Origin of the sequence: Paenibacillus wenxiniae (assembly GCF_039822605.1) — a bacterium.
GTDB lineage: Bacteria > Bacillota > Bacilli > Paenibacillales > Paenibacillaceae > Saccharibacillus > Saccharibacillus wenxiniae.
This window is the reverse complement of sequence record NZ_JBCGUH010000002.1, coordinates 250,101-268,989: the sequence shown is the minus strand read 5'-3', so window position 1 is coordinate 268,989 and position 18,889 is coordinate 250,101. Positions and strand designations below refer to the sequence as shown.

The 18,889-nt window shown below is 47.0% G+C and carries 17 protein-coding genes; 2 read left to right on the top strand and 15 right to left on the bottom strand.

Annotated features, from left to right (window positions below; all coding sequences use genetic code 11):
* Positions 1-46 precede the first annotated feature (46 nt).
* From AAHF22_RS04310 to AAHF22_RS04250, 13 genes are all read right to left on the bottom strand, one after another.
* Positions 47-1,216 (bottom strand): amidohydrolase, encoded by a 1,170-nt coding sequence (locus AAHF22_RS04310; protein ID WP_347323739.1) that lies wholly within the window; start codon positions 1,214-1,216, stop codon positions 47-49.
* Positions 1,217-1,490: 274 nt separating this feature from the next.
* Positions 1,491-2,561 (bottom strand): LLM class flavin-dependent oxidoreductase, encoded by a 1,071-nt coding sequence (locus AAHF22_RS04305; RefSeq protein ID WP_347323738.1) that lies wholly within the window; start codon positions 2,559-2,561, stop codon positions 1,491-1,493.
* Positions 2,562-2,745: 184 nt separating this feature from the next.
* On the bottom strand, positions 2,746-3,498 hold the full coding sequence (locus AAHF22_RS04300) for an amino acid ABC transporter ATP-binding protein (protein WP_347323737.1): 753 nt from the start codon (positions 3,496-3,498) through the stop codon (positions 2,746-2,748).
* Positions 3,495-4,205 carry an amino acid ABC transporter permease gene (locus AAHF22_RS04295; RefSeq protein ID WP_347323736.1) on the bottom strand — a complete coding sequence of 237 codons (711 nt, stop codon included), beginning with the start codon at positions 4,203-4,205 and terminating at the stop codon, positions 3,495-3,497. Before AAHF22_RS04295 ends, AAHF22_RS04300 begins: the two co-directional genes overlap by 4 nt.
* Positions 4,202-4,975, bottom strand: a complete 774-nt coding sequence (locus tag AAHF22_RS04290; RefSeq protein ID WP_347323735.1) for an amino acid ABC transporter permease — start codon at positions 4,973-4,975, stop codon at positions 4,202-4,204. Before AAHF22_RS04290 ends, AAHF22_RS04295 begins: the two co-directional genes overlap by 4 nt.
* Positions 4,976-4,995: 20 nt before the next feature.
* Positions 4,996-6,012: a transporter substrate-binding domain-containing protein gene (locus AAHF22_RS04285; RefSeq protein ID WP_347323734.1), complete on the bottom strand. Its 1,017-nt coding sequence runs from the start codon at positions 6,010-6,012 to the stop codon at positions 4,996-4,998.
* Between the two features lie 150 nt (positions 6,013-6,162).
* On the bottom strand, positions 6,163-7,098 hold the full coding sequence (locus AAHF22_RS04280; protein WP_347323733.1) for a LysR family transcriptional regulator: 936 nt from the start codon (positions 7,096-7,098) through the stop codon (positions 6,163-6,165).
* Positions 7,099-7,304: 206 nt separating this feature from the next.
* Positions 7,305-8,630: an LLM class flavin-dependent oxidoreductase gene (locus tag AAHF22_RS04275; RefSeq protein ID WP_371834014.1), complete on the bottom strand. Its 1,326-nt coding sequence runs from the start codon at positions 8,628-8,630 to the stop codon at positions 7,305-7,307.
* 299 nt (positions 8,631-8,929) lie between these two features.
* Complete coding sequence (locus tag AAHF22_RS04270) at positions 8,930-9,241, bottom strand: glutaredoxin family protein (RefSeq protein ID WP_347323732.1); 312 nt, start codon at positions 9,239-9,241, stop codon at positions 8,930-8,932.
* 290 nt (positions 9,242-9,531) lie between these two features.
* Positions 9,532-10,395, bottom strand: a complete 864-nt coding sequence (locus AAHF22_RS04265) for an ATP-binding cassette domain-containing protein (RefSeq protein ID WP_347323731.1) — start codon at positions 10,393-10,395, stop codon at positions 9,532-9,534.
* A gap of 163 nt (positions 10,396-10,558) precedes the next feature.
* Positions 10,559-11,461 (bottom strand): aliphatic sulfonate ABC transporter permease SsuC, encoded by a 903-nt coding sequence (gene ssuC / locus AAHF22_RS04260; RefSeq protein WP_347323730.1) that lies wholly within the window; start codon positions 11,459-11,461, stop codon positions 10,559-10,561.
* A 31-nt stretch (positions 11,462-11,492) separates the two neighbouring features.
* Positions 11,493-12,533, bottom strand: a complete 1,041-nt coding sequence (locus AAHF22_RS04255) for an ABC transporter substrate-binding protein (RefSeq protein ID WP_347323729.1) — start codon at positions 12,531-12,533, stop codon at positions 11,493-11,495.
* Positions 12,534-12,829: 296 nt separating this feature from the next.
* Positions 12,830-13,951 (bottom strand): iron-containing alcohol dehydrogenase family protein, encoded by a 1,122-nt coding sequence (locus tag AAHF22_RS04250; RefSeq protein ID WP_347323728.1) that lies wholly within the window; start codon positions 13,949-13,951, stop codon positions 12,830-12,832.
* A 415-nt stretch (positions 13,952-14,366) separates the two neighbouring features.
* Here AAHF22_RS04250 and AAHF22_RS04245 point away from each other — a divergent pair, with 415 nt between their 5' ends.
* The gene (locus AAHF22_RS04245) at positions 14,367-15,554 is read left to right on the top strand and encodes a sensor histidine kinase (protein WP_347323727.1); all 1,188 of its coding nucleotides are present in this window, start codon (positions 14,367-14,369) and stop codon (positions 15,552-15,554) included.
* Positions 15,555-15,844: 290 nt separating this feature from the next.
* Positions 15,845-16,567, top strand: coding sequence for a response regulator (locus AAHF22_RS04240; RefSeq protein WP_347323726.1), 723 nt, complete (start codon positions 15,845-15,847; stop codon positions 16,565-16,567).
* 433 nt (positions 16,568-17,000) lie between these two features.
* Here the strand turns inward: AAHF22_RS04240 and AAHF22_RS04235 are convergent, their stop codons facing one another.
* Both AAHF22_RS04235 and AAHF22_RS04230 read right to left on the bottom strand, forming a co-directional pair.
* Entirely contained in the window at positions 17,001-17,810 is an 810-nt protein-coding gene (locus AAHF22_RS04235; RefSeq protein WP_347323725.1) for a carbohydrate ABC transporter permease, read from the bottom strand.
* 54 nt (positions 17,811-17,864) lie between these two features.
* Positions 17,865-18,737 carry a carbohydrate ABC transporter permease gene (locus AAHF22_RS04230; RefSeq protein ID WP_347323724.1) on the bottom strand — a complete coding sequence of 291 codons (873 nt, stop codon included), beginning with the start codon at positions 18,735-18,737 and terminating at the stop codon, positions 17,865-17,867.
* Between the last annotated feature and the right edge of the window lie 152 nt (positions 18,738-18,889).

The window sequence follows — 18,889 nt, the reverse complement described above, 5'->3', positions numbered from 1 at the left end:
ACCACCTTTCCTATCGTAGCACGATTATTTTCCATCCTTATCATCCCTACGTCTGTTCAGTAGCTACTCTGGCATCAGCCAGATGCTCTAGCGCATAACTTCCAATGCTTGCCAGCACCGAAGCCGTCGATACAAGTGCTCGTTCATCAATATCAAATGCCGGATGATGCCATTCCTGCGGTCCTGAAGTGCCTACAAAAATGAACACACCCGGACGATGCTGCTGATAAAAGGCAAAATCTTCACTTGCTGGCGATACGTTCGGAAGAACCGGCTGCAAGCCAGCAGCAGTTACCGCTTGGCGCACAATCGGAACCCACTCGGCAGCATTATGCACCGGCGGCGGCCCATCGATCCATTGGATCGTCACGTCTGTACCAAAAGCAGCGGCCACACCATGTATGACCTGTGCAAATTGTTGCCGTACCTTCTGACGCACATCATCTCGAAAGCTACGAATCGTTCCTTGAAAATGAGCCAGCTCGGGAATGACATTCCACGTATGTCCACTATTCAAGCGAGTGACGCTGATGACTGCGCTATCTTGCGCACTCACATTACGACTAACGATCGATTGCAGCGCTGTAATCATATGAGATGCGGCTACGATCGGATCGATTCCCGCATCCGGTACAGCAGCATGACTGCCACGCCCGCGTACTTCTACCCGAAAGCCATCTGCTGCTGCCATCAGTGGCCCTTCTCGCACACCAATTTCACCGACATTCAGATCAGGCTTGTTATGCAATCCAAATACGACATCGACTCCATCCAGTACACCTGCATCGATCAATTGCTGTGCACCGATCGCTTTTTCTTCAGCCGGTTGGAAAATTAATCGTACACGTCCCCGTAATGATGCTTCCTGACGCTTGAGCAAATAGGCTGCTCCAAGCAGCGATGCGGCGTGAAAATCATGTCCACACGCATGCATACGCCCATTTACAGTGGAAGCAAACGGCAGCCCTGTTTCCTCCTGTACAGCCAGCGCATCGATATCTCCGCGCAAGACAACGACAGGACCATGCTCGCTACCAATCTCGGCAATAACGCCTGTGTTTACACCAGGAAGCTCCAATAGCCGAATCTCAGCCGCCAATAGCTGGCTACGCAAATAAGCCGTCGTTGCCACTTCTTCACCAGACAGCTCGGGATGTCGATGCAGATGACGTCTAACTTCTACTAGACGCTCCTGCAATGCTTCGCTTCCGATCATATATAGCCTCCTTTCTCCTCCTATCCGCAGTCGTTGAGCATATTTACTAATTTTAATCATTTTACTAATTTTAATCATTATACTCAGTTATGCTTTCTAAACGATCATGAAAACTATACCATCGATAGCAATAGGGATCATAAGCGCAAGTTCAAACTATCGACCGTTGTACTACTGCTGCTCCATTCACCATCCGGTACAGGCTCGCACTGTCAGAAATATGAAGCAGCAACGTGATAGTAAACTAAACTATCAACCGTCATACTCTTCTACATCAACCAGCAGATACAGCGGCTCCACGATCCGGCGCTGTTTGTCCGGCTACTGTCCTACCCTCACCATGCTGCGCAAACACCTGCTGCAACAGTTCAAATGAACGTACACGTTGCCCGAAATCACGAATAACGGTATGCACGATTAGTTCTTGAATGCCAAAGCGATTGCGAATATCCGACAGCTGTGTATAAACAGAAGATGGAGCACCTTTGACCACTTTAGCCTCCTTTACTTCGATGCGAAACGGCTCGTTCGACTGACGACCAAATTCTTCAGCCTGCTCTACCGTAGCCACGGTTAGCACACGCCCACTGTTCAGATGGATTTTAACCGATAAATTCTCGCCTGCCAGCTCATTCGCCTGCTCATCTGTATCCGCTACGATAACTGATAAGGCTAAAATAGCATGCGGTTCAGCCAGCTCAGCTGAAGGTACGAACGATTGGCGATACGTCTCAATCGCTTCCAGTGCAATCTCTTCATCCCCATTAATAAAGAGCGAAAATACATAAGGCAAACCTTGCTTTGCTGCCAGTTCGGCACTGTCACGACTTGCACCGAGCAACAGCAATGGTGCAGGCTGAGTCGGCTGCGGGCTGACATGAATGCCTGCCAGTGGATGATCATCCGGTACATCGTTCCGCAAAAAGCGACGCGTTTCCTCCAACTTGTCTGTCAGCGAACGTGTATCGCTCTGTTCTCCTTGCAAAGCACGGGTGGAGCGAGGCAAACCACCTGGCGCACGACCGATGCCAAGCTCCACGCGTCCGGGTGCAAGCGCAGCCAGTACATTGAAGTTCTCTGCTACTTTATACGGGCTATAATGCTGAAGCATCACGCCGCCTGAGCCAATAATCAGCTCTTTTGTATGCGCCAGCAGATGTGAAATTAGCACTTCCGGCGAAGAACCTGAAACCTGCGCTGAATCATGATGCTCCGATACCCAGAAACGTTGATATCCTAACCGCTCCGCCAATTGAGCAAGCTGCAATGTGCGTTGAAACGATTGTTCTGCCGTTTCTCCTTCATAAATCGGCGTTTGATCGAGTATGCCAACAGGTATAGTCATACGTAAGCCTCCATTCGTTTTTGTTCATTGTTAGCGACTGCTATGTTGATTGCTAGCCACTGCGATATGGAATCGATTTGCGTGCTTGATGGATCATAGTTTCGTGCTCAATGTACAATCCGTACATAGTCGATTTACGATTGAGAGAGGATGGATCAAATACTCCGAACTAGCATTTCCAATATCAGATTGAATAATTCGCTTCCGGTGTAATCCGGCGCAGAAATTGACGTGTACGCTCTTCGCGTGGACGTTGGAAAATATCATCCGGCGTACCCTGCTCGATAATCGCCCCGCCATCCATAAATACAACGCGACTCGCCACATCACGGGCAAAGCCCATTTCATGGGTGACGATAATCATGGTGATGCCTTCTTCGGCAATCCGCCGAATCACCTCCAGCACCTCACCGACAAGCTCAGGATCAAGCGCAGATGTCGGTTCATCAAACAGAATCACTTCTGGATTCAATGCCAGTGCACGTGCGATCCCCACGCGCTGTTGCTGACCACCCGATAACTGACTCGGATAATAATGCAGTCGATCGCCGAGACCGACCTTTTCCAGCACTCCAATGCCAATTTCTGCCGCTGTGTCCTTAGATATACCGCGTACAACGGTCAACCCTTCCATCACATTTTCAAGTGCTGTTTTGTGTTTGAACAGATTGTACTGCTGAAATACCATCGCTGTTCGCTGCCGGAGCCGATGAATCTCTCGTCTGCCCGGATGCTTGCCTTGAATGTTCTGAGTGCCGATTCCAATCACGCCCTGATCCGGTCGCTCCAAATAATTCATGCAGCGCAGCAGTGTCGTTTTGCCAGAGCCGCTGGGTCCGAGGATGACGACGACTTCGCCCTTTTGCACAGTCAGATCAATACGATCGAGTACTTGCTGCTTGCCAAACGACTTGCTGATCCCTTCCAGTCGAATCATGCGGCACCTCCTCTTTGAAAGCTATTCAATCGATACTCCAGCCAGCCGCTCGCCCGTTCAATCAATACCGTCAAGCCCCAGAATAATAACGCTGCTGCCAGATACGCCTCAAAATACTTCCAGTTATCTGCGGCAACGATTTGCGCCTGCGCATTGATTTCGATTACCGAGATCGTATACGCCAGCGTGGAGCCATGCAGCATGCCGATCACAGAATTGGACAAATTCGGCAAACTAACGGCCAATGCCTGCGGAAATACAATCCGCCGCAGCGCCTGCGGTGTCGTCATACCGACAGCGTGCGCAGCTTCAATCTGACCTTTATCCACAGCTAAAATTCCTGCACGCACCACTTCAGACATATAGGCACCTGCTGTAATCGAAAAGGCGATACATGCAAAAGCGAGCAGTGGAATCGAGGCGGAAGTGAACGAGCTACCCAGTGCGCCAGCGATACTATCAATAAGGATCGGTAGTCCAAAATAAATGAGCAGTAAGTGCATCAGCATCGGTGTACCGCGCACAAATGTTACATACGCAGAGGCAATCTGCGCCAGCACCGGAATACGATACAAACGTGCCAGCGCCACGACCGTACCGATCACAAAGCCTGCGACTACGGAGATGATCGTAATGAACAGTGTAGTTGGCAACGCCTTGAACAGACTTAGAAACGCCGTCCACATAAATGAAGGATCAAAACTCATCCCTGTTTCCCTCCTCGATCACTGATTGGAATCAAGCGCGTTTGCCAGCGTCTTGCCATCCGCTGCTGACGTCCCGTCTGTTCCTTGCCTGCATACTGATTCAAATAACGTTCCAACCAGACGAATACACGCTCAAGCAGCACACTAATGACGAAATAGATCAGCGACAAGGCAATATACGTTTCAATAAAATGCTGTGTCGCTGTACCGAGCGTCTGTGATCGTCCGGTCATCTCCATCACGCCCAGCGTAAAAGCGAGTGAAGTATCCTTCAGATTTCCGATCACCAGATTACCAAACAGCGGCACCGAAATCCCAAGCGCTTGTGGTAAAATAATCCGCCGAAACGTCTGATACCCACTCATGCCAATCGACTGTGCTGCTTCCACTTGCCCTTTATCAACCGCCTCTACAGCCCCGCGGATCATTTCCGAAATAAAAGCACCGCTGTTCAATGCATACGTCAAAATAACAAAGTACAGCACCGCAATACGCGACACATCGATATGTAACCAGCCCAGTACTTCTGGCAATCCGTAATAAACGAGAAACAGCTGAATCAGAATCGGTGTACCACGGAAAAAGGATACATAAATGCGTGACAAGCGCTGTAGACCCGGCACATGATATAGACGCGGTAAAGCAACAAGCAATCCGATCAATAGTCCGAGTGCGATGGAGCTGCCCACAATGAGCAGCGTAATGTTCAGATAGGCTAGCAATTTAGGAATGAAATCCAGTACATAATGAATATCAAAACGTCTGCTCATTTTGAGCCTCCTTTGCCGAATTACTGTGTAACTTTCGCTTCAGCTAGCGTTTTCGTAAAGTCATCACCAAGCCATTTTTCACTTAGCTGCTTCAATGTGCCGTCCTTTTTAATTTCTTCAATCGCCTTATCGATCTCATCAGCCAGTGGCTGCTCATCTTTACGGAATACGAAGTATACATTGGACTCGTTTAGCGGCTCACCTACCGTTTTCAGTGCGACATTACCATCGGCATCGGTGTTAAACCGATTAGCAAAATCCGTCGTGATCGTCGCATCCACACGTCCACTTAAAATTTGCTGTACCGTATCATTGGCAGCACCGCTTGTGTACACAACATCGATCGCATTGTTATGGGTTTTGTTGTACTGATTCAGCAGATACGCCGCATTACTCGTTGCGCCGGTCAGCACTTTTTTGCCAGCCAGATCATCCAGTCCTTTAATCGTATTGTTATCCTTAGCAACCGCGACCCGGTTCAGGAAAATGCTATACGGTACTTTGTTGAACAGGTATTTCTGTTCACGCTCTGGATTCGTCTCCATCTGATGAGCGACAAAATCAATTTTGTTCGTTTCCAGACTCAGCAGCAGATTGGAAAATTCCATCGTTTTAAATTCAAATTCCACATCGGGTAAACGCTTGTCGATCTCGCGTACAAGTTCAACATCATATCCGGTCAGCTTGCCATTTTCATCGATAAAGCACACATTTGGAAATTGCGTACCTGTACCGACGATAATTTTGCGTACATTACCACTACCGCTTGTTTGTTCATTATTACCGGACGCATTGGCACTTCCTCCGGCTGAGCCGCCGCTTGATTCATTAACTGAAGCGCAGCCCGACAACAACAGGGCGAATGTTAATAACAGGAATAATGAGGCTTGAAGAAGCGGACGTTTAGGCAATATGTAGCGGGCATATGTGGTTTGTTGTACGGATTCAGCATATACGCCGCCGCGTTGTCCACCGCTTTCCTGCTTCATTACTTGATTGGCATGAATGAATTGATCTGAACTCGTTAACTTGGACATGTATGAACCACCCTATTCTTATCTATTTAGTCGGAATTATAAATACATAAACGAATATCGAAAAACAACCTACAAACCGAAGCATTCCTTGAGAAACTGCTGCTTGTTCCTCATCGCTAATCAGCAGTTTCAATCTACTCATAAATGACGTTACCCTGTGATCGCCGCCGGCTGTAAAATGGAAGTTTCAGGCTGATGCTGACGACGGAAATAGTCCAGATCACGTAGCAGCTCTGCCATTGCAGCGGTCATATGCGCGGGTTGCTCCTTTAAGGTGACCAGGCTTGTTTGCAAGGAGATACTTTCAATCTCTGGCAGATGGATTTTTACTAGCAACCCCTGTTTAACTTCTTCATGCACACTCAATCCCGGCAAAAAAGCAATACCTGCCTGTTGTAACACAAGTTTTTTCGCCGTCTCTGCCTGATCGACCTGGAAAGCAATCTCTGGCGGCGATTCCATCGTTTCAAATACACGGTGGATACGCAGCCAATCGAGTGATCCACATTCGAAGAACACAAGCTTTTGCCCTTCTAACGCGGCTATGGAGCCGGGTTGTCTTGTAGCAAATGGATGATCGCGATACACATAGAGTGAGATCGGATCTTCATAAGACGACACCGTCCGAATCGACGGATGGAGCATTTTACGAACAAAAGCGATATCCAGCTCTTTGCCGAGCAAGCGGCTAACGAGCTGATCTGTGGTCGCCGTCACTAATTTAAAATTCGTTTGTGGATATTGCTGCTTCAATCGTGGCAGCAATTCGGGAATGACGTAATTGGATACGGAAAGTGTACATCCGATCGTCAGCTCCTCTGGTGTCGTGCGAACGGTTTGGATGCGCTGCTTGCCCTTTTGCAATATTTGTAGCATCTGCTGGGCATAGGGCAGAAAGCGACGACCTTCCTCGGTCAGGACGATTTGTCGACCGAGTCGCTCGAACAGCTTACAGCCAAGCTCCCTCTCCAGCGATTGAATTCGCGCAGTGACAGACGGCTGGGACAGAAACAGAATCTCTGCTGCCTTGTTGAAGCTGCCATAATGATGGATGTACACAAAGGCTTCCATATTCTCAATGTTCACGGTGCATTCCCCTTTCTGTATGATTAAAGCTTATTTTCCCAATCATTTAACTTGGTTTTATGTATCATAGAACCAGAGTTATACCGTGTCAACGGATTTGCTGCTCTGCCACAGCATCATCTGCAAGGTGAACGAGCAACAAATCGAGACAGGACGCGGCTTCCCGGCGCTTATTGCCAGAATGGGAAAATGAAATATATGGCTTCTTACTGATTCACCGGCGTAGCCGTATAGCGATTTTGCGGAATCGGTACACCCAGATTTTCACGCAATGTATCATACTCGTAATCTTCACGATAAATGCCTCGCGCCTGTAAAATCGGCACAACCTGCTCTACAAAATCATGCAGTCCAGACGGTAGCTCGGAATGAATAATAAAGCCATCAGCGCCGTGCTGCTCAAACCACTGCTGTATGCGATCGGCCACCTGCTCCGCTGTACCGATGAAGTTACTACGCGGTGTCGCTGCCTGTAGCGCCACCTGGCGCAACGTTAAACCACGCTCTTTCGCATCACGCTTAATCTTATCGGTACCGCTACGGAAGCTATTACTGCCGATATCCTGCAATTCAGGAAATGGCTCATCCAGCTCGTATTGTGAGAAGTCATGATGATCAAAAAAGCGACCGAGATATTGTAGTGCCTTATCGATCGTTACCAGACTGGCAATTTGCTCGTATTTGCGTTCTGCTTCTTCTGCGGTTGCGCCGATAATTGGACTGATGCCCGGTAAAATTTTCACCTCATCTTCACTGCGTCCATAGGCGACTACACGCTTTTTCACATCCTGGTAAAAAGTCTGAGCATCCTCCAATGTCTCCTGTCCGGTGAAAATCGCATCGGCTGAGCGAGCGGCGAGATTTTTACCATCTTCCGAAGAGCCTGCCTGAAAAATCACGGGCTGTCCCTGTGGGGTACGTCCAATGTTAAGCGGTCCCTGCACCGAGAAATAATCGCCTTTATGATGGAGCGTGTGCAGTTTGTCTGGATCAAAGAACACACCACTTTCCTTATCCCGTAGAAACGCATCCTCTTCCCACGAATCCCACAACCCTTTCGCCACATCCAAATATTCGGCGGCAATGCGGTAGCGTTCTGGATGAGAAGGATGTTCGTCACGACTATAGTTTAGCGCCGAACCTTCCAGCGGCGAAGTGACCACATTCCAGCCCGCACGCCCACCGCTAATATGATCCAGCGAAGCGAGTTGACGAGAGACGGTAAACGGCTCGCTATAGCTGGTCGAAATCGTGCCGACCAGACCGATACGCGAAGTTACGCCTGCCAGTGCGGACAAAATCGTCACCGGCTCAAATCGATTCAAAAAGTGCGGTAGTGATTTCTCATTGATGAACAATCCGTCCGCAATAAACACCAGATCGAACTTGCCTTCCTCTGCTTTCTGCGCCTGACGCTTATAAAAATCAAAGCTTACACTTGCATCAGCCTGCACTTCAGGATGTCTCCATGTGGACATACTACCTCCAATTCCGTGAATAATAGCTCCAAATTTCAATTGACGCTTGCTCATGATCTTCATCCTCTCTGTTATGCTATTAGTTTGATATGGCGATCTTCGGATTGAGGAACGCTTTTACTTTTGCGAACCATTGGATTGATGAAGTGGTTTATCGATGCGTCTACATCGAATCGGCGTGTAGATGACGCTGTGAATGATTTTGTACATGCCATATCCATATCTAAGCTTGCTTTATACGTGCAATAGTGCTTACTTTGTACGTGCAATAGCGCATTTTGAGCTTATTAATGGTTATTTTTTGTACGCTTAGTCATTTGTCACCTTAATCCGCTCTGCCAACAAAATCACATTTATACCGACTGCTGAATCGGCTGTCCTGCCAGCAAATGACGCAATTTTTCCAGATCCGGCTCCAGTAAAGCGGTATAGGTCGCTCCCTGACCAACCTCTACGACAGGCACATGGCGAATACCGTATTTCGCTTCCAGTATGTCACGCAGTTCATCATGACCTGCGACTTCCAGATTCGTATAGGCGTAACCGTTCGTCTCCAGATACGTTTTGATCTCCTGGCAAAAGTGACAGCCTGTCTTGCTCCAGACGATCACATGGGGTGGTGTATCAGGCGTGAATGATTCTGTGCTGTTAAATGATTGAGACATTGCGTGTTCCTCCCTTATATACATTTCATATGAGTTTAATATGGATTTGGCATGCACTTGACCTACATTTCGCATAGATGTAGTAACCGCTTAGTACCGTTGTAGTCTGATTCATCCTGATTTCCGCTTGCCGGTACTCTGTAACCTGTTATTCGTAATCGATTTCCAGCTACATCATGGATTTATAGTTAAAAGTAACATTCTCTTTGTTCCAGCTTATGTGCTTTTTCCTCGTTGCAACTGTTTACTCGATACAAGTCTATACGATACGAGTCAATTCGTTCCGCTGATCAGATCGAGAAATTCGGCGGACGCTGCCCTTCCAGTGGATGAGGGTGTGCCGTCGGTTGCAGTAAACGATGCAAAATCAAATTTTCAAAATGTGCAAATCCGCTATCACGCTCACGCGGACGATCCAGTGTAATTTGGATATCAAGCGCAACATGACCTTCCTCAATTAATAACACGCGATCGGCGAGGGCAACCGCTTCACTCACATCATGCGTAACGAGCACAACGGTCAGTCCTTGTTCAATCCAGAGCCGTTCAATCAGCTTCTGCATTTCGATTCGAGTTAGTGCGTCCAGCGCACCGAGCGGTTCATCCAGCAATAGCAGATCGGGATGACTTGCCAGTGCGCGCGCCAGTGCCACACGTTGACGCTGACCGCCAGACAGAATGGAGGGCCATTCCAGTTCGCGATCTGCCAATCCGACGAGTCGCAGCGCTTCACTTGCATGCTCAACACTTTTATCAGGAATGCCCAGTCTTACATTGTCCAGCACTGTCTTCCACGGTAATAAGCGTGCTTCCTGAAATAGAAAGCGTGTATTCGGTCTTGAAGTGTGCGGTGGTCGGGCAGTCTTGCTCATCTTGCCGCGCTTGCCTGTAGACTTACGAGTGGAAGTCGATGCTGGAATTGGAATAGTCCGATCAGCGGCTTGTTGAGTCAGCTCAATCTGTCCACCTGATGGCTGTTCCAGTCCGGCAATCATACGTAGCAACGTGCTTTTCCCACACCCACTGCGTCCAACGATAGCTATAAATTCACCACGCTGCACCTCAACATCGATCTGTTCCAGTATGACACGTGAAGCAAACTGCTTTTGGACACCATGAATACGTAAAAATGGTTCCTGCTCTGCGACAGTCATGCACATCCCTCCTATGAAATCAGCCTGTCCATTTGATAATAGTTGGCTTTTGGAACTCTATTTTGGAACTCTATTGGTATTCGTTATAGCTAATCCAACTGTGTATTAGTTAGTTATAATTTAGCTGTACATGATCGGGTTACACTGTTCTCATAAACGTTATCTATTTACGCGATAACGATGGATTCCAGCGTAACCAGCGTTTCTCCAGCAGTTTCGCAATGCTATCGGATAACTTACCGAGTAGCGCATACAGCACGATACTGAGCACGATCACATCCATTTGCATAAATTCGCGTGCATTCATCGCCATATAACCAATCCCTGAATCCGCCGCTACTGTCTCGGCAACGATCAGCGTTAGCCACATAATGCCAAGTGCATAACGAATACCGACCAGAATAGAGGGTAACGCACCCGGCAAAATCACATGCACATACAATGCGATTCGGCTTAACCCATACACGCGCCCCATCTCGATCAATCCCGGATCAACTGAACGAATACCGTGGAATGTATTCAGATAGATCGGGAAAAACACACCCAGTGCCACGAGAAACAATTTCGCCTCCTCACCGATTCCAAACCAGACGATTACAAGTGGGATCAACGCCAGATGGGGAATATTACGAATCATCTGGATCGAAGAATCGGATATTTTTTCCGACAGACGCGAAATCCCATTGATCGCTCCCAGTATAAACCCAAGCCCTCCACCAATCGCAAAACCACTAAGAGCACGCTGTGTACTGATGGCAATATTGCTCACAAGCTCACCAGTGCCAAGCAAGCGGAAAAAGGCTTCGAGCACCTGTGCAGGTGATGGTAAAATTTGATTAGCGAGCCAGCCCGTCGTTGATAAAAGCTGCCAGGCTGCAATGAGCAGTACAGGTAAGCCAAACGGCAGCAGTCCATTGGCGACACTTTTCCAGCGTCTGTTACGATCTGTAGTGTCTGCTATCGCAACGCGCGCTGTTGGATCAATAGAGATTGGTGTTGCCGAATGTGAAGTACCAGCATCAACCTTTTTGCCAGCAAGCGAACCCGGTAATGATTTGGAAGACATCGGTGTACCTCCTCCTTGCTTGTTTATTTCGTTATTTGGACTTCGTCGTTTCCGACGCTGGAAGCTGCTTGCTTAACGCATCGCTCCAAAACTTGCTCACCTCAACTTTGGAGGACAACACCCCTGCATCGGTGAGCGTATCGGCAACATCCTGCTCCGAAGCAATCGCCCCATCGGATATCGCTACGATTTTACTTGGACGCTGCGCTTCCCCTTCCTTCAATGTCGTTAATGCCTGCTCCTCTGGCTGATGCGTCGCTGCTGCGGTAATTTGCGCCCATTCTTCTGGATGACTGCGTGTCCAGTCATAAAATTGATTGAGACGATCCAAATAATCGGCAATCGCCTTTTGCTTGGCTGGATCAGCAAGTGCTTGATCAGATACAGCTACAAGGAAATGTCCGGATAAAATATCTTTGGCACTTGCCAGTGTAGTTGCTCCATTTTGATGAGCAGAGATGATCGCATTGCCATAGCTTGCCAGCGCATCCACTTTGCCGCTAATGAGCGCACTTAGTCCATCGGCGGTAGATAGTTCAACAGGCTGAATATCCTGCCACGTTAATCCGGAATTTTGTAATATTTTCAACAGAAAATAATGAGCGGTAGTATTTTTGACAAAAGCGATCTTTTTACCTTTCAGATCAGCTGGTGTATGAATCGGCGAATCTTTCGGTACGACTACTTCTTGATTGAGCGTATTGCCTTCCTGCACAGCTACAACTTTAAAATTGCCCCCATTCGCCGCCTGTGAAGCAAAAATCGGTGGAATTTCACTCGTCACGCCGAAGTCTACCTGATTCGCCGCCATCGCTTCCAAAATTAGATTGCCGCCCTGGAAGACGCTATATTCGATCTTGTAGGGCGTACCATCAAGCCCTGCCGCCTTTAAGCCCTGTTCCAGATTGCCCCATCCCGTCTGTCCAACTTTGATAACAACCGCCCCTTGACCTCCTTCGGTTGCTGCTGCATCTGCGGATGGACTGGAATTTTTCCCAGAGCAGCCTGCCATAACAATGAGCAGTACACTTAATAATGCTAGTAATGGTAGCTTGTAAATTCGTTGTTTCATGAACTCCACCCTTTTATCCATAATAGGTACTTTTATTTATGATCTCTATGTGGTCATATTAATGATCACCGTTTATCAATGCGGTACAGAACAAGCTTTGCTAGAGCTATAAAAGCTATAATGAACACTTCACCTTAACATCTGTTTGATGCCAAACCGAATCTACGACTGAATAATTAAAGATAGAGTACACATGTAACTGAGGATAAGCTGTATCCTTCGCCAAATACGCGATGGCGATTTTACCGAATACGAAGTTCAAGTCTGAAGCTTAAACAGATAAGCAGCTTTATATTCTATACAATCACTTTTTGAGATAAGCCACTGTGTATCTTCTGTCCAAGCGCATCCGCTTGAACAATCGCTTTCTGAACTGCCTCGATCGTGACGGCGAAATTCAACTGCTCGGCTGCTCCTTCACGAAGTGCCAGTCCTTCAGCGATAGCTGCAACATTCTGATTGATATCGCCTGTAATGCCAAGCTGTGAAAGTGTGATCGGTAGATCGAGTTCATGTAGCCAGGAAACAAGCTTTTCAAGTTCTGCACCTTGCTTACCTTCTAGCACCCACTGCGTGAATAAGCCAAAAGCAACCTTTTCACCGTGCAGACTATGATGGGTGTCCTCGATACGCGTCAGGCTATCATGTAACCCATGCGCAATAGCAGCATGTACCGATCCATCCTGAATAGAACCAACCAAACCGGCGAGCCAGATAATCGCATCCGTCACTTCGATAAAAGCAGCATCAGGTTGGTATGCTTGCTGTCCAACTTCGTTATATACGTCTGTCGCGTGGCGTTCTAAAATGTCCAGCGCTAGCTTTGCTGTTGCCACACTGCTACGCAAAGCTACACTTCCAGCATTGCCGTTCAGATTGACAGCAAACTCATGCCATTTTACAAGCGTATCACCAATCCCTGCTGCCAGATAACGACGTGGTGCTTGAGCAAGCAATGCTGTATCTGCCAGTACAAGCTCCGGCGAGCGCAGCAGCGGACGATAGCCTGCGGCTTTTCCGTGTGGATCATAAAGTACGGTTAGCGCTGACCATGCCGCACATGTTGCTGGAATCGTTGGGATCGTGACAATCGGTAACCGGGCATCCTCGGCTACTGCTTTAGACAGATCGAGTACTTTACCGCCACCTACTGCGATAATCAGTTCGACATTTAACCCTCTGGCGATTGACGTATACGCTTCAATCTCTTCGACCGTGCATTGTCCGGCAAACGTTTTGATCTCCGTGCGAATGCCTGCTGCCAGAAGCGATGTATTCAATCGTTCCCCTGCAATCGATAATGCGGTTGGCCCACCAATGATCAGTGCATAATGACCAAGTGAACGAATGTACTGTCCACTTCGCTCTAATATACCGGGTTCATTGTAATAAGCAGCTGGTGCTTTGATCGTAACCATAAACAATACCTCTTTTCCTATACATCATGTAGTATGAAGCGACCCATTACCATTCGATAATTCGATAGTAAACGAGATTCTAAAATTCGTATTCGTTTCTACTTTCACTCTAACTGCAAGCTCATAATATTCATTGCTCAAACTGTAGCTATTAGCTTGTCATGTTCGTTGCTTCATCGCAGCTATAAGCTCATGATTTTCGTTGCTCCATTGAATTATTTTCATGTCTTATAATTCCGACCCGTTAAGTTGGTTAAATCTTGAATTAAGTCTAGCATTTGCTTTCAAGCAGCGTCAATGGATGCTCTAATCAATAAATTCTATATGTATATCGCAAACTTCTATACGATGTTAAAATTGTTATAGTATACAATGAGACAAGTTTGAATTTGCAATGTAGAAAGGATGATCGCCTATGACATTTTTACAAACGTTACGCAGTAACAAAACTTTATTTCGCCTGGCGATCACAGCTGTACTGCTGTATAGCTTCTGGTCGATTTATCTGGAACAGCCCGCCTGGTCATCGATTAGTTATGCGATTCCGATGCTCTTTTTTGGCTTTTTATTATGGCGCAAAGTACATTTGAACAATTATGCGGTTATCATCGCCACGATCTATCTATTTAGTATGACCTTAATCAATGAAGACTTTAGCTCACATGCAACCAAATACAATATTCCTTTTCTATGGATATGGTTTTCCGTGATGGCTGTACGTTCAGCCCGTAATGATCGACTGGCTGTAGCCCTGAATCTGTTAACCGGGGCGCTTATGCTAGCGATTAGTTATGATGGCAATCTCCCGTTCTCGCTGCTCATCTCACTCGCCAGCACTTATTTTGGCATACACAGTCTATCTCGTTACATCTCGGTTAATCGGATCAATCGTGATCAATTGAAAGAACTGGAAAAGGTACATAGCGAACTGCAAAGCGCGCATGACGAATTACAGGAAAATGCGTTACAATCGGTACGCTATGCTGCACTGGCAGAGCGCACGCGCATCGCTGGCGAAATTCACGATGGACTGGGTCATCATTTTACCTCGATCATCGTACAGCTACAGGCACTCAAATGGATGGTTCGGCAAAATCCAGAGCAAGCAGAACATACGGTCGATCAATTACTCGACGTTTCGCGTCAAGGTCTAGCCGAAGTACGCAGCGTGGTAAAAGATTGGTCGGCTAGTGAGCATACTTCAGATGAATTACGACTACTCGCCGCTCAAGTTGCCGAGCGATCAGGACTACAATTAACATTCCATACAGAAGGCGATTATGGCAACTGGGGTGAAGCGGTAGAAAGTATACTGTATCGCATTTTGCAAGAATCGCTGACGAATATCGTCCGTCATTCCGGTGCAACTGAAGTGAACGTAGACATTCGCGAAGCCGCCGATTGTGCGCTGCTCACTATTGCAGATAACGGTAACTATCGTGACTCACAGCCGATCAAGCAAGGCTTTGGTGTCAAAAATATGATGCGCCGCTGTAAAGAACTGCAAGGCGATTGTCAGTTTCTACCTACCGCTGGCGGCGGTTTGACTGTTAAAGCAAGCCTGCCACTTCGCATGAGCCAGGCATCTGCGGCTGGAGAATAGGACATACGTTTGGGAAACTATGGGGCTAGGGAGTTAGGCAGTTATAAAGCTATAAAGCTATAAAGCTATAAAGCTATGAAATTATGGAGTTGTGCAGTGAATCTTACTAGCAATACAGGCTTGTATGATCATTTAGCTTTTATATCTATATCATCATCAAGCTTCACCGTCTAATTCAGCTATAAATTATAATGTATGTGCATCATTTCGCTGTATACATCGCCCCACCATGAATAAACAAACATGCTGTTATTGTGCAACAACATGCAATCACCCAAAGGAGCCTATTTATGAACATACCTCAGCAACCAATTCGTATCATTCTGGCAGACGATCAGGCACTTATTCGTCAGGGCATTCGTTATATTTTGGATCTACAACCGGATATGGAAGTGATCGCCGAGGCATCTAGTGGCGATGAAGCCGCTCGACTCGCCGAGCAGCATCAGCCTGACCTGATGTTAATGGATATTCAAATGCCTGGTATGACCGGTATTGAAGCGACACAGACTATTCTGGCCGCCCAGCCCGACATCCGAATTGTATTGCTCACGACATTTGATGTGCAGGAATATGTAATTGAAGGCATTCGCGCTGGCGCTTCCGGTTATTTGCTCAAAGATATCGATATGGGCGAAATGATTCAGGGCATTCGTTCGATCTGTGCCGGTGGAGCGATCTACAATACGACCAATGCAGGGAATGCGCTGGTGGAACTGGTCGGTCGTCCGTTATCTGTTTATACGTCACCATCGAATAACGATACCGAAGATACCGATACGAACCATGCAGCTAGCGTGCATTATGATGGACTGCTGGAGCCACTGACAGAACGTGAACTTGAAGTACTACAAGCGATTGCTTATGGCAGACGCAATTTCGAGATTGCTGACGAGCTATATGTATCGGAAAGTACCGTTAAAACGCATGTGCACAATATTATTCAAAAGCTAGGCGTTAAAGATCGCACTCAAGCAGCAGTCGTAGCAATCCGGCAAGGTTTTGTTCGTTAATCGTATTTTGTGTAAACTCCATTGTACATGAAAGGCATTTCATGTTCATTTGTACATTAAGTAAAAGAAGGGCAATTACGCCATGATACTTTTATAAATGGTGAATATTATGGCACCATCGTAATGGATTTATGAAAAAAAGAGTTTCCATATTAAGTTTTTCCCTATAAATAGCCACCTGAATCTGTAATGCTTAAACACACTCTTCGTTATGTTATAAAGTATGAACAAATAAAGAGCAATCATCCATGAGGTAACTCAAAGGATGATTGCTCTTTTCACTTGATTGAATGATTGGCAGCTATACTGCCCTGCTTTACTTTAATCTTACTATTTGAGCCTTTCAGCTTTGCAATTGGGTAGAAAGATCAGGATGTTTCTATCCAGGTCATACACTTTTCATAGCCTAGCAGTATTTCTGCGTCTGCAAGCATTATCCTTTGACCGAACCTGCCGTCAGTCCGGTAACGAAGAACCGTTGCAGGAACGTAAACAGAACAACCATCGGCAATGCCGTAATGACCACACCCGTCAGCAGCATCGTATAATCGGTCACATACTCACCGCGGAACTGCATTAGTGCGAGTGGCAGGGTTAACTTTTCTGTACTGTTCAGTAGCAAGAGCGGAATGAGCAGGTCATTCCAAACCATCACGAACAGAAAAGCGGCGGTTGCCGATAACGAAGGCCCGGATAACGGTAGCACGAGTCGCCAGTAAATTTTCCACTCTCCGGCTCCATCCATACTGCCCGCTTCCATCATTTCTTTGCTCAGCATCTCCATAAACCCGGTAAGTGTAAATACCGTGAGCGGCAATAATCCGGCTGCGGTGACGAAGATTAGCGCGGTCAGATTATCCGACCAGCCCAGCTGCCGCACGAGCGAATAGAGTGGTAGCATAATAACCTGTGATGGAATGATCAGACCTGCCACAAAATAAGCAAACGTAAACTTACCGAGACGTCCACCCAAGCGGACAATCGCATATGAAATCAGACTGCCGAGGAACAATACAATCACTACCGTAAATAGCGTCACTCTCGCACTGTTCCAAAAATATTGCAGCATTGGCTGCGCCTGAAATATCGTAATAAAGTTTTGCAAGCTCCACGGTTGCGGCCAGCCTAAAGGACTGGCATAGAAACTTTGACTCGTTTTAAAAGAAGAAACGACGACAAAATAAAGCGGTGCTGCAATCAGCAGCCCGTATAAAATCATAATGATGCGTCCGACCCACTTCATGTAGCCCTTCCTCCCGTCTTTATAATCTCTGAATGGATCCGGCTCACTCGCCGCTTAACCTGCCGCTCCATCCCGGCGTAACGCACGGAACTGGAAGAACGTCAAAATGCCAAGCAGGACGAGGAAAATCATCGAACCAGCAGAAGCCAGACCGAAGGAATAATTCGAAAATGCCAGATGATAAATGTAAGTCGTCAAAATCTCGGTCGCATAGTTCGGACCGCCATCCGTCATGACGAAAATCAAGTCAAATGCCTTAAACGACTGAATCGTCGTATACGAAATGACAATCGCTGCCGATGGTGCAAGCAGTGGCCACGTAATTTTGCGGAATACTTGCAATCGAGTCGCCCCATCGATTCGTGCAGCTTCGATCAGTTCTCCCGGAATCGCCTGCAATCCGGCAATGAAAATAATCATCATCTGTCCTGCATGCGCCCAAATTTGTACAAACGCAATCGAATATAGCGCAATTTTAGCATCACCGGTCCAGCTTTTAGCAAGCTGCTCTAGTCCGGCATGCTGCAATCCCGTATTGATCAGACCGATCGATGGATCGTAAATGAACGACCAGATCAGACCGACCGATACCGATGACAAAATCGCCGGGAAAAAGTAGAGCGCACGGAAAAACACGCTTGTTTTCGAATTTTTCGCCAAAATCAGTGCCAGCACAAGTGATACAATCGTCTGAATGACTACCACAACGATCATAAATTTAATATTGTTCAAAAAAGCCTTACGGAAAATAATGCTGTCAAAGCTGTCCTTGTAATTCGATATACCGACAAAATCATAGGACGGCGATACACCATCCCAATTTGTAAACGAATAAAATAGTCCCGATAAAGCCGGGTATACGAACAAGCCGGTATAGAGCACGATGCCTGGCAGCATGAACAGCCACAGTATTTTACGATTGATCATAAGCGTTACCGTATCCCTTTACTTCATCTTGTTATAGCTACCGCCGGACATGGTTAGCAACATATGTCCGGCGGTAGCTGTTGTTATCGTTTTGATCATCCGCTTAGCTTTACTCTACTTGAGTTGTACTTGCTTGATGATCGAACCTGTTC

Coding starts and splice junctions, on each gene's coding strand:
- AAHF22_RS04310 (WP_347323739.1), bottom strand. CDS start 1,216: ATGATCGGAAGCGAAGCATTGCAGGAGCGTCTAGTAGAAGTTAGACGT.
- AAHF22_RS04305 (WP_347323738.1), bottom strand. CDS start 2,561: ATGACTATACCTGTTGGCATACTCGATCAAACGCCGATTTATGAAGGA.
- AAHF22_RS04300 (WP_347323737.1), bottom strand. CDS start 3,498: ATGATTCGACTGGAAGGGATCAGCAAGTCGTTTGGCAAGCAGCAAGTA.
- AAHF22_RS04295 (WP_347323736.1), bottom strand. CDS start 4,205: ATGAGTTTTGATCCTTCATTTATGTGGACGGCGTTTCTAAGTCTGTTC.
- AAHF22_RS04290 (WP_347323735.1), bottom strand. CDS start 4,975: ATGAGCAGACGTTTTGATATTCATTATGTACTGGATTTCATTCCTAAA.
- AAHF22_RS04285 (WP_347323734.1), bottom strand. CDS start 6,012: ATGTCCAAGTTAACGAGTTCAGATCAATTCATTCATGCCAATCAAGTA.
- AAHF22_RS04275 (WP_371834014.1), bottom strand. CDS start 8,630: ATGAGCAAGCGTCAATTGAAATTTGGAGCTATTATTCACGGAATTGGA.
- AAHF22_RS04270 (WP_347323732.1), bottom strand. CDS start 9,241: ATGTCTCAATCATTTAACAGCACAGAATCATTCACGCCTGATACACCA.
- AAHF22_RS04265 (WP_347323731.1), bottom strand. CDS start 10,395: ATGACTGTCGCAGAGCAGGAACCATTTTTACGTATTCATGGTGTCCAA.
- ssuC (WP_347323730.1), bottom strand. CDS start 11,461: ATGTCTTCCAAATCATTACCGGGTTCGCTTGCTGGCAAAAAGGTTGAT.
- AAHF22_RS04255 (WP_347323729.1), bottom strand. CDS start 12,533: ATGAAACAACGAATTTACAAGCTACCATTACTAGCATTATTAAGTGTA.
- AAHF22_RS04250 (WP_347323728.1), bottom strand. CDS start 13,951: ATGGTTACGATCAAAGCACCAGCTGCTTATTACAATGAACCCGGTATA.
- AAHF22_RS04245 (WP_347323727.1), top strand. CDS start 14,367: ATGACATTTTTACAAACGTTACGCAGTAACAAAACTTTATTTCGCCTG.
- AAHF22_RS04240 (WP_347323726.1), top strand. CDS start 15,845: ATGAACATACCTCAGCAACCAATTCGTATCATTCTGGCAGACGATCAG.
- AAHF22_RS04235 (WP_347323725.1), bottom strand. CDS start 17,810: ATGAAGTGGGTCGGACGCATCATTATGATTTTATACGGGCTGCTGATT.
- AAHF22_RS04230 (WP_347323724.1), bottom strand. CDS start 18,737: ATGATCAATCGTAAAATACTGTGGCTGTTCATGCTGCCAGGCATCGTG.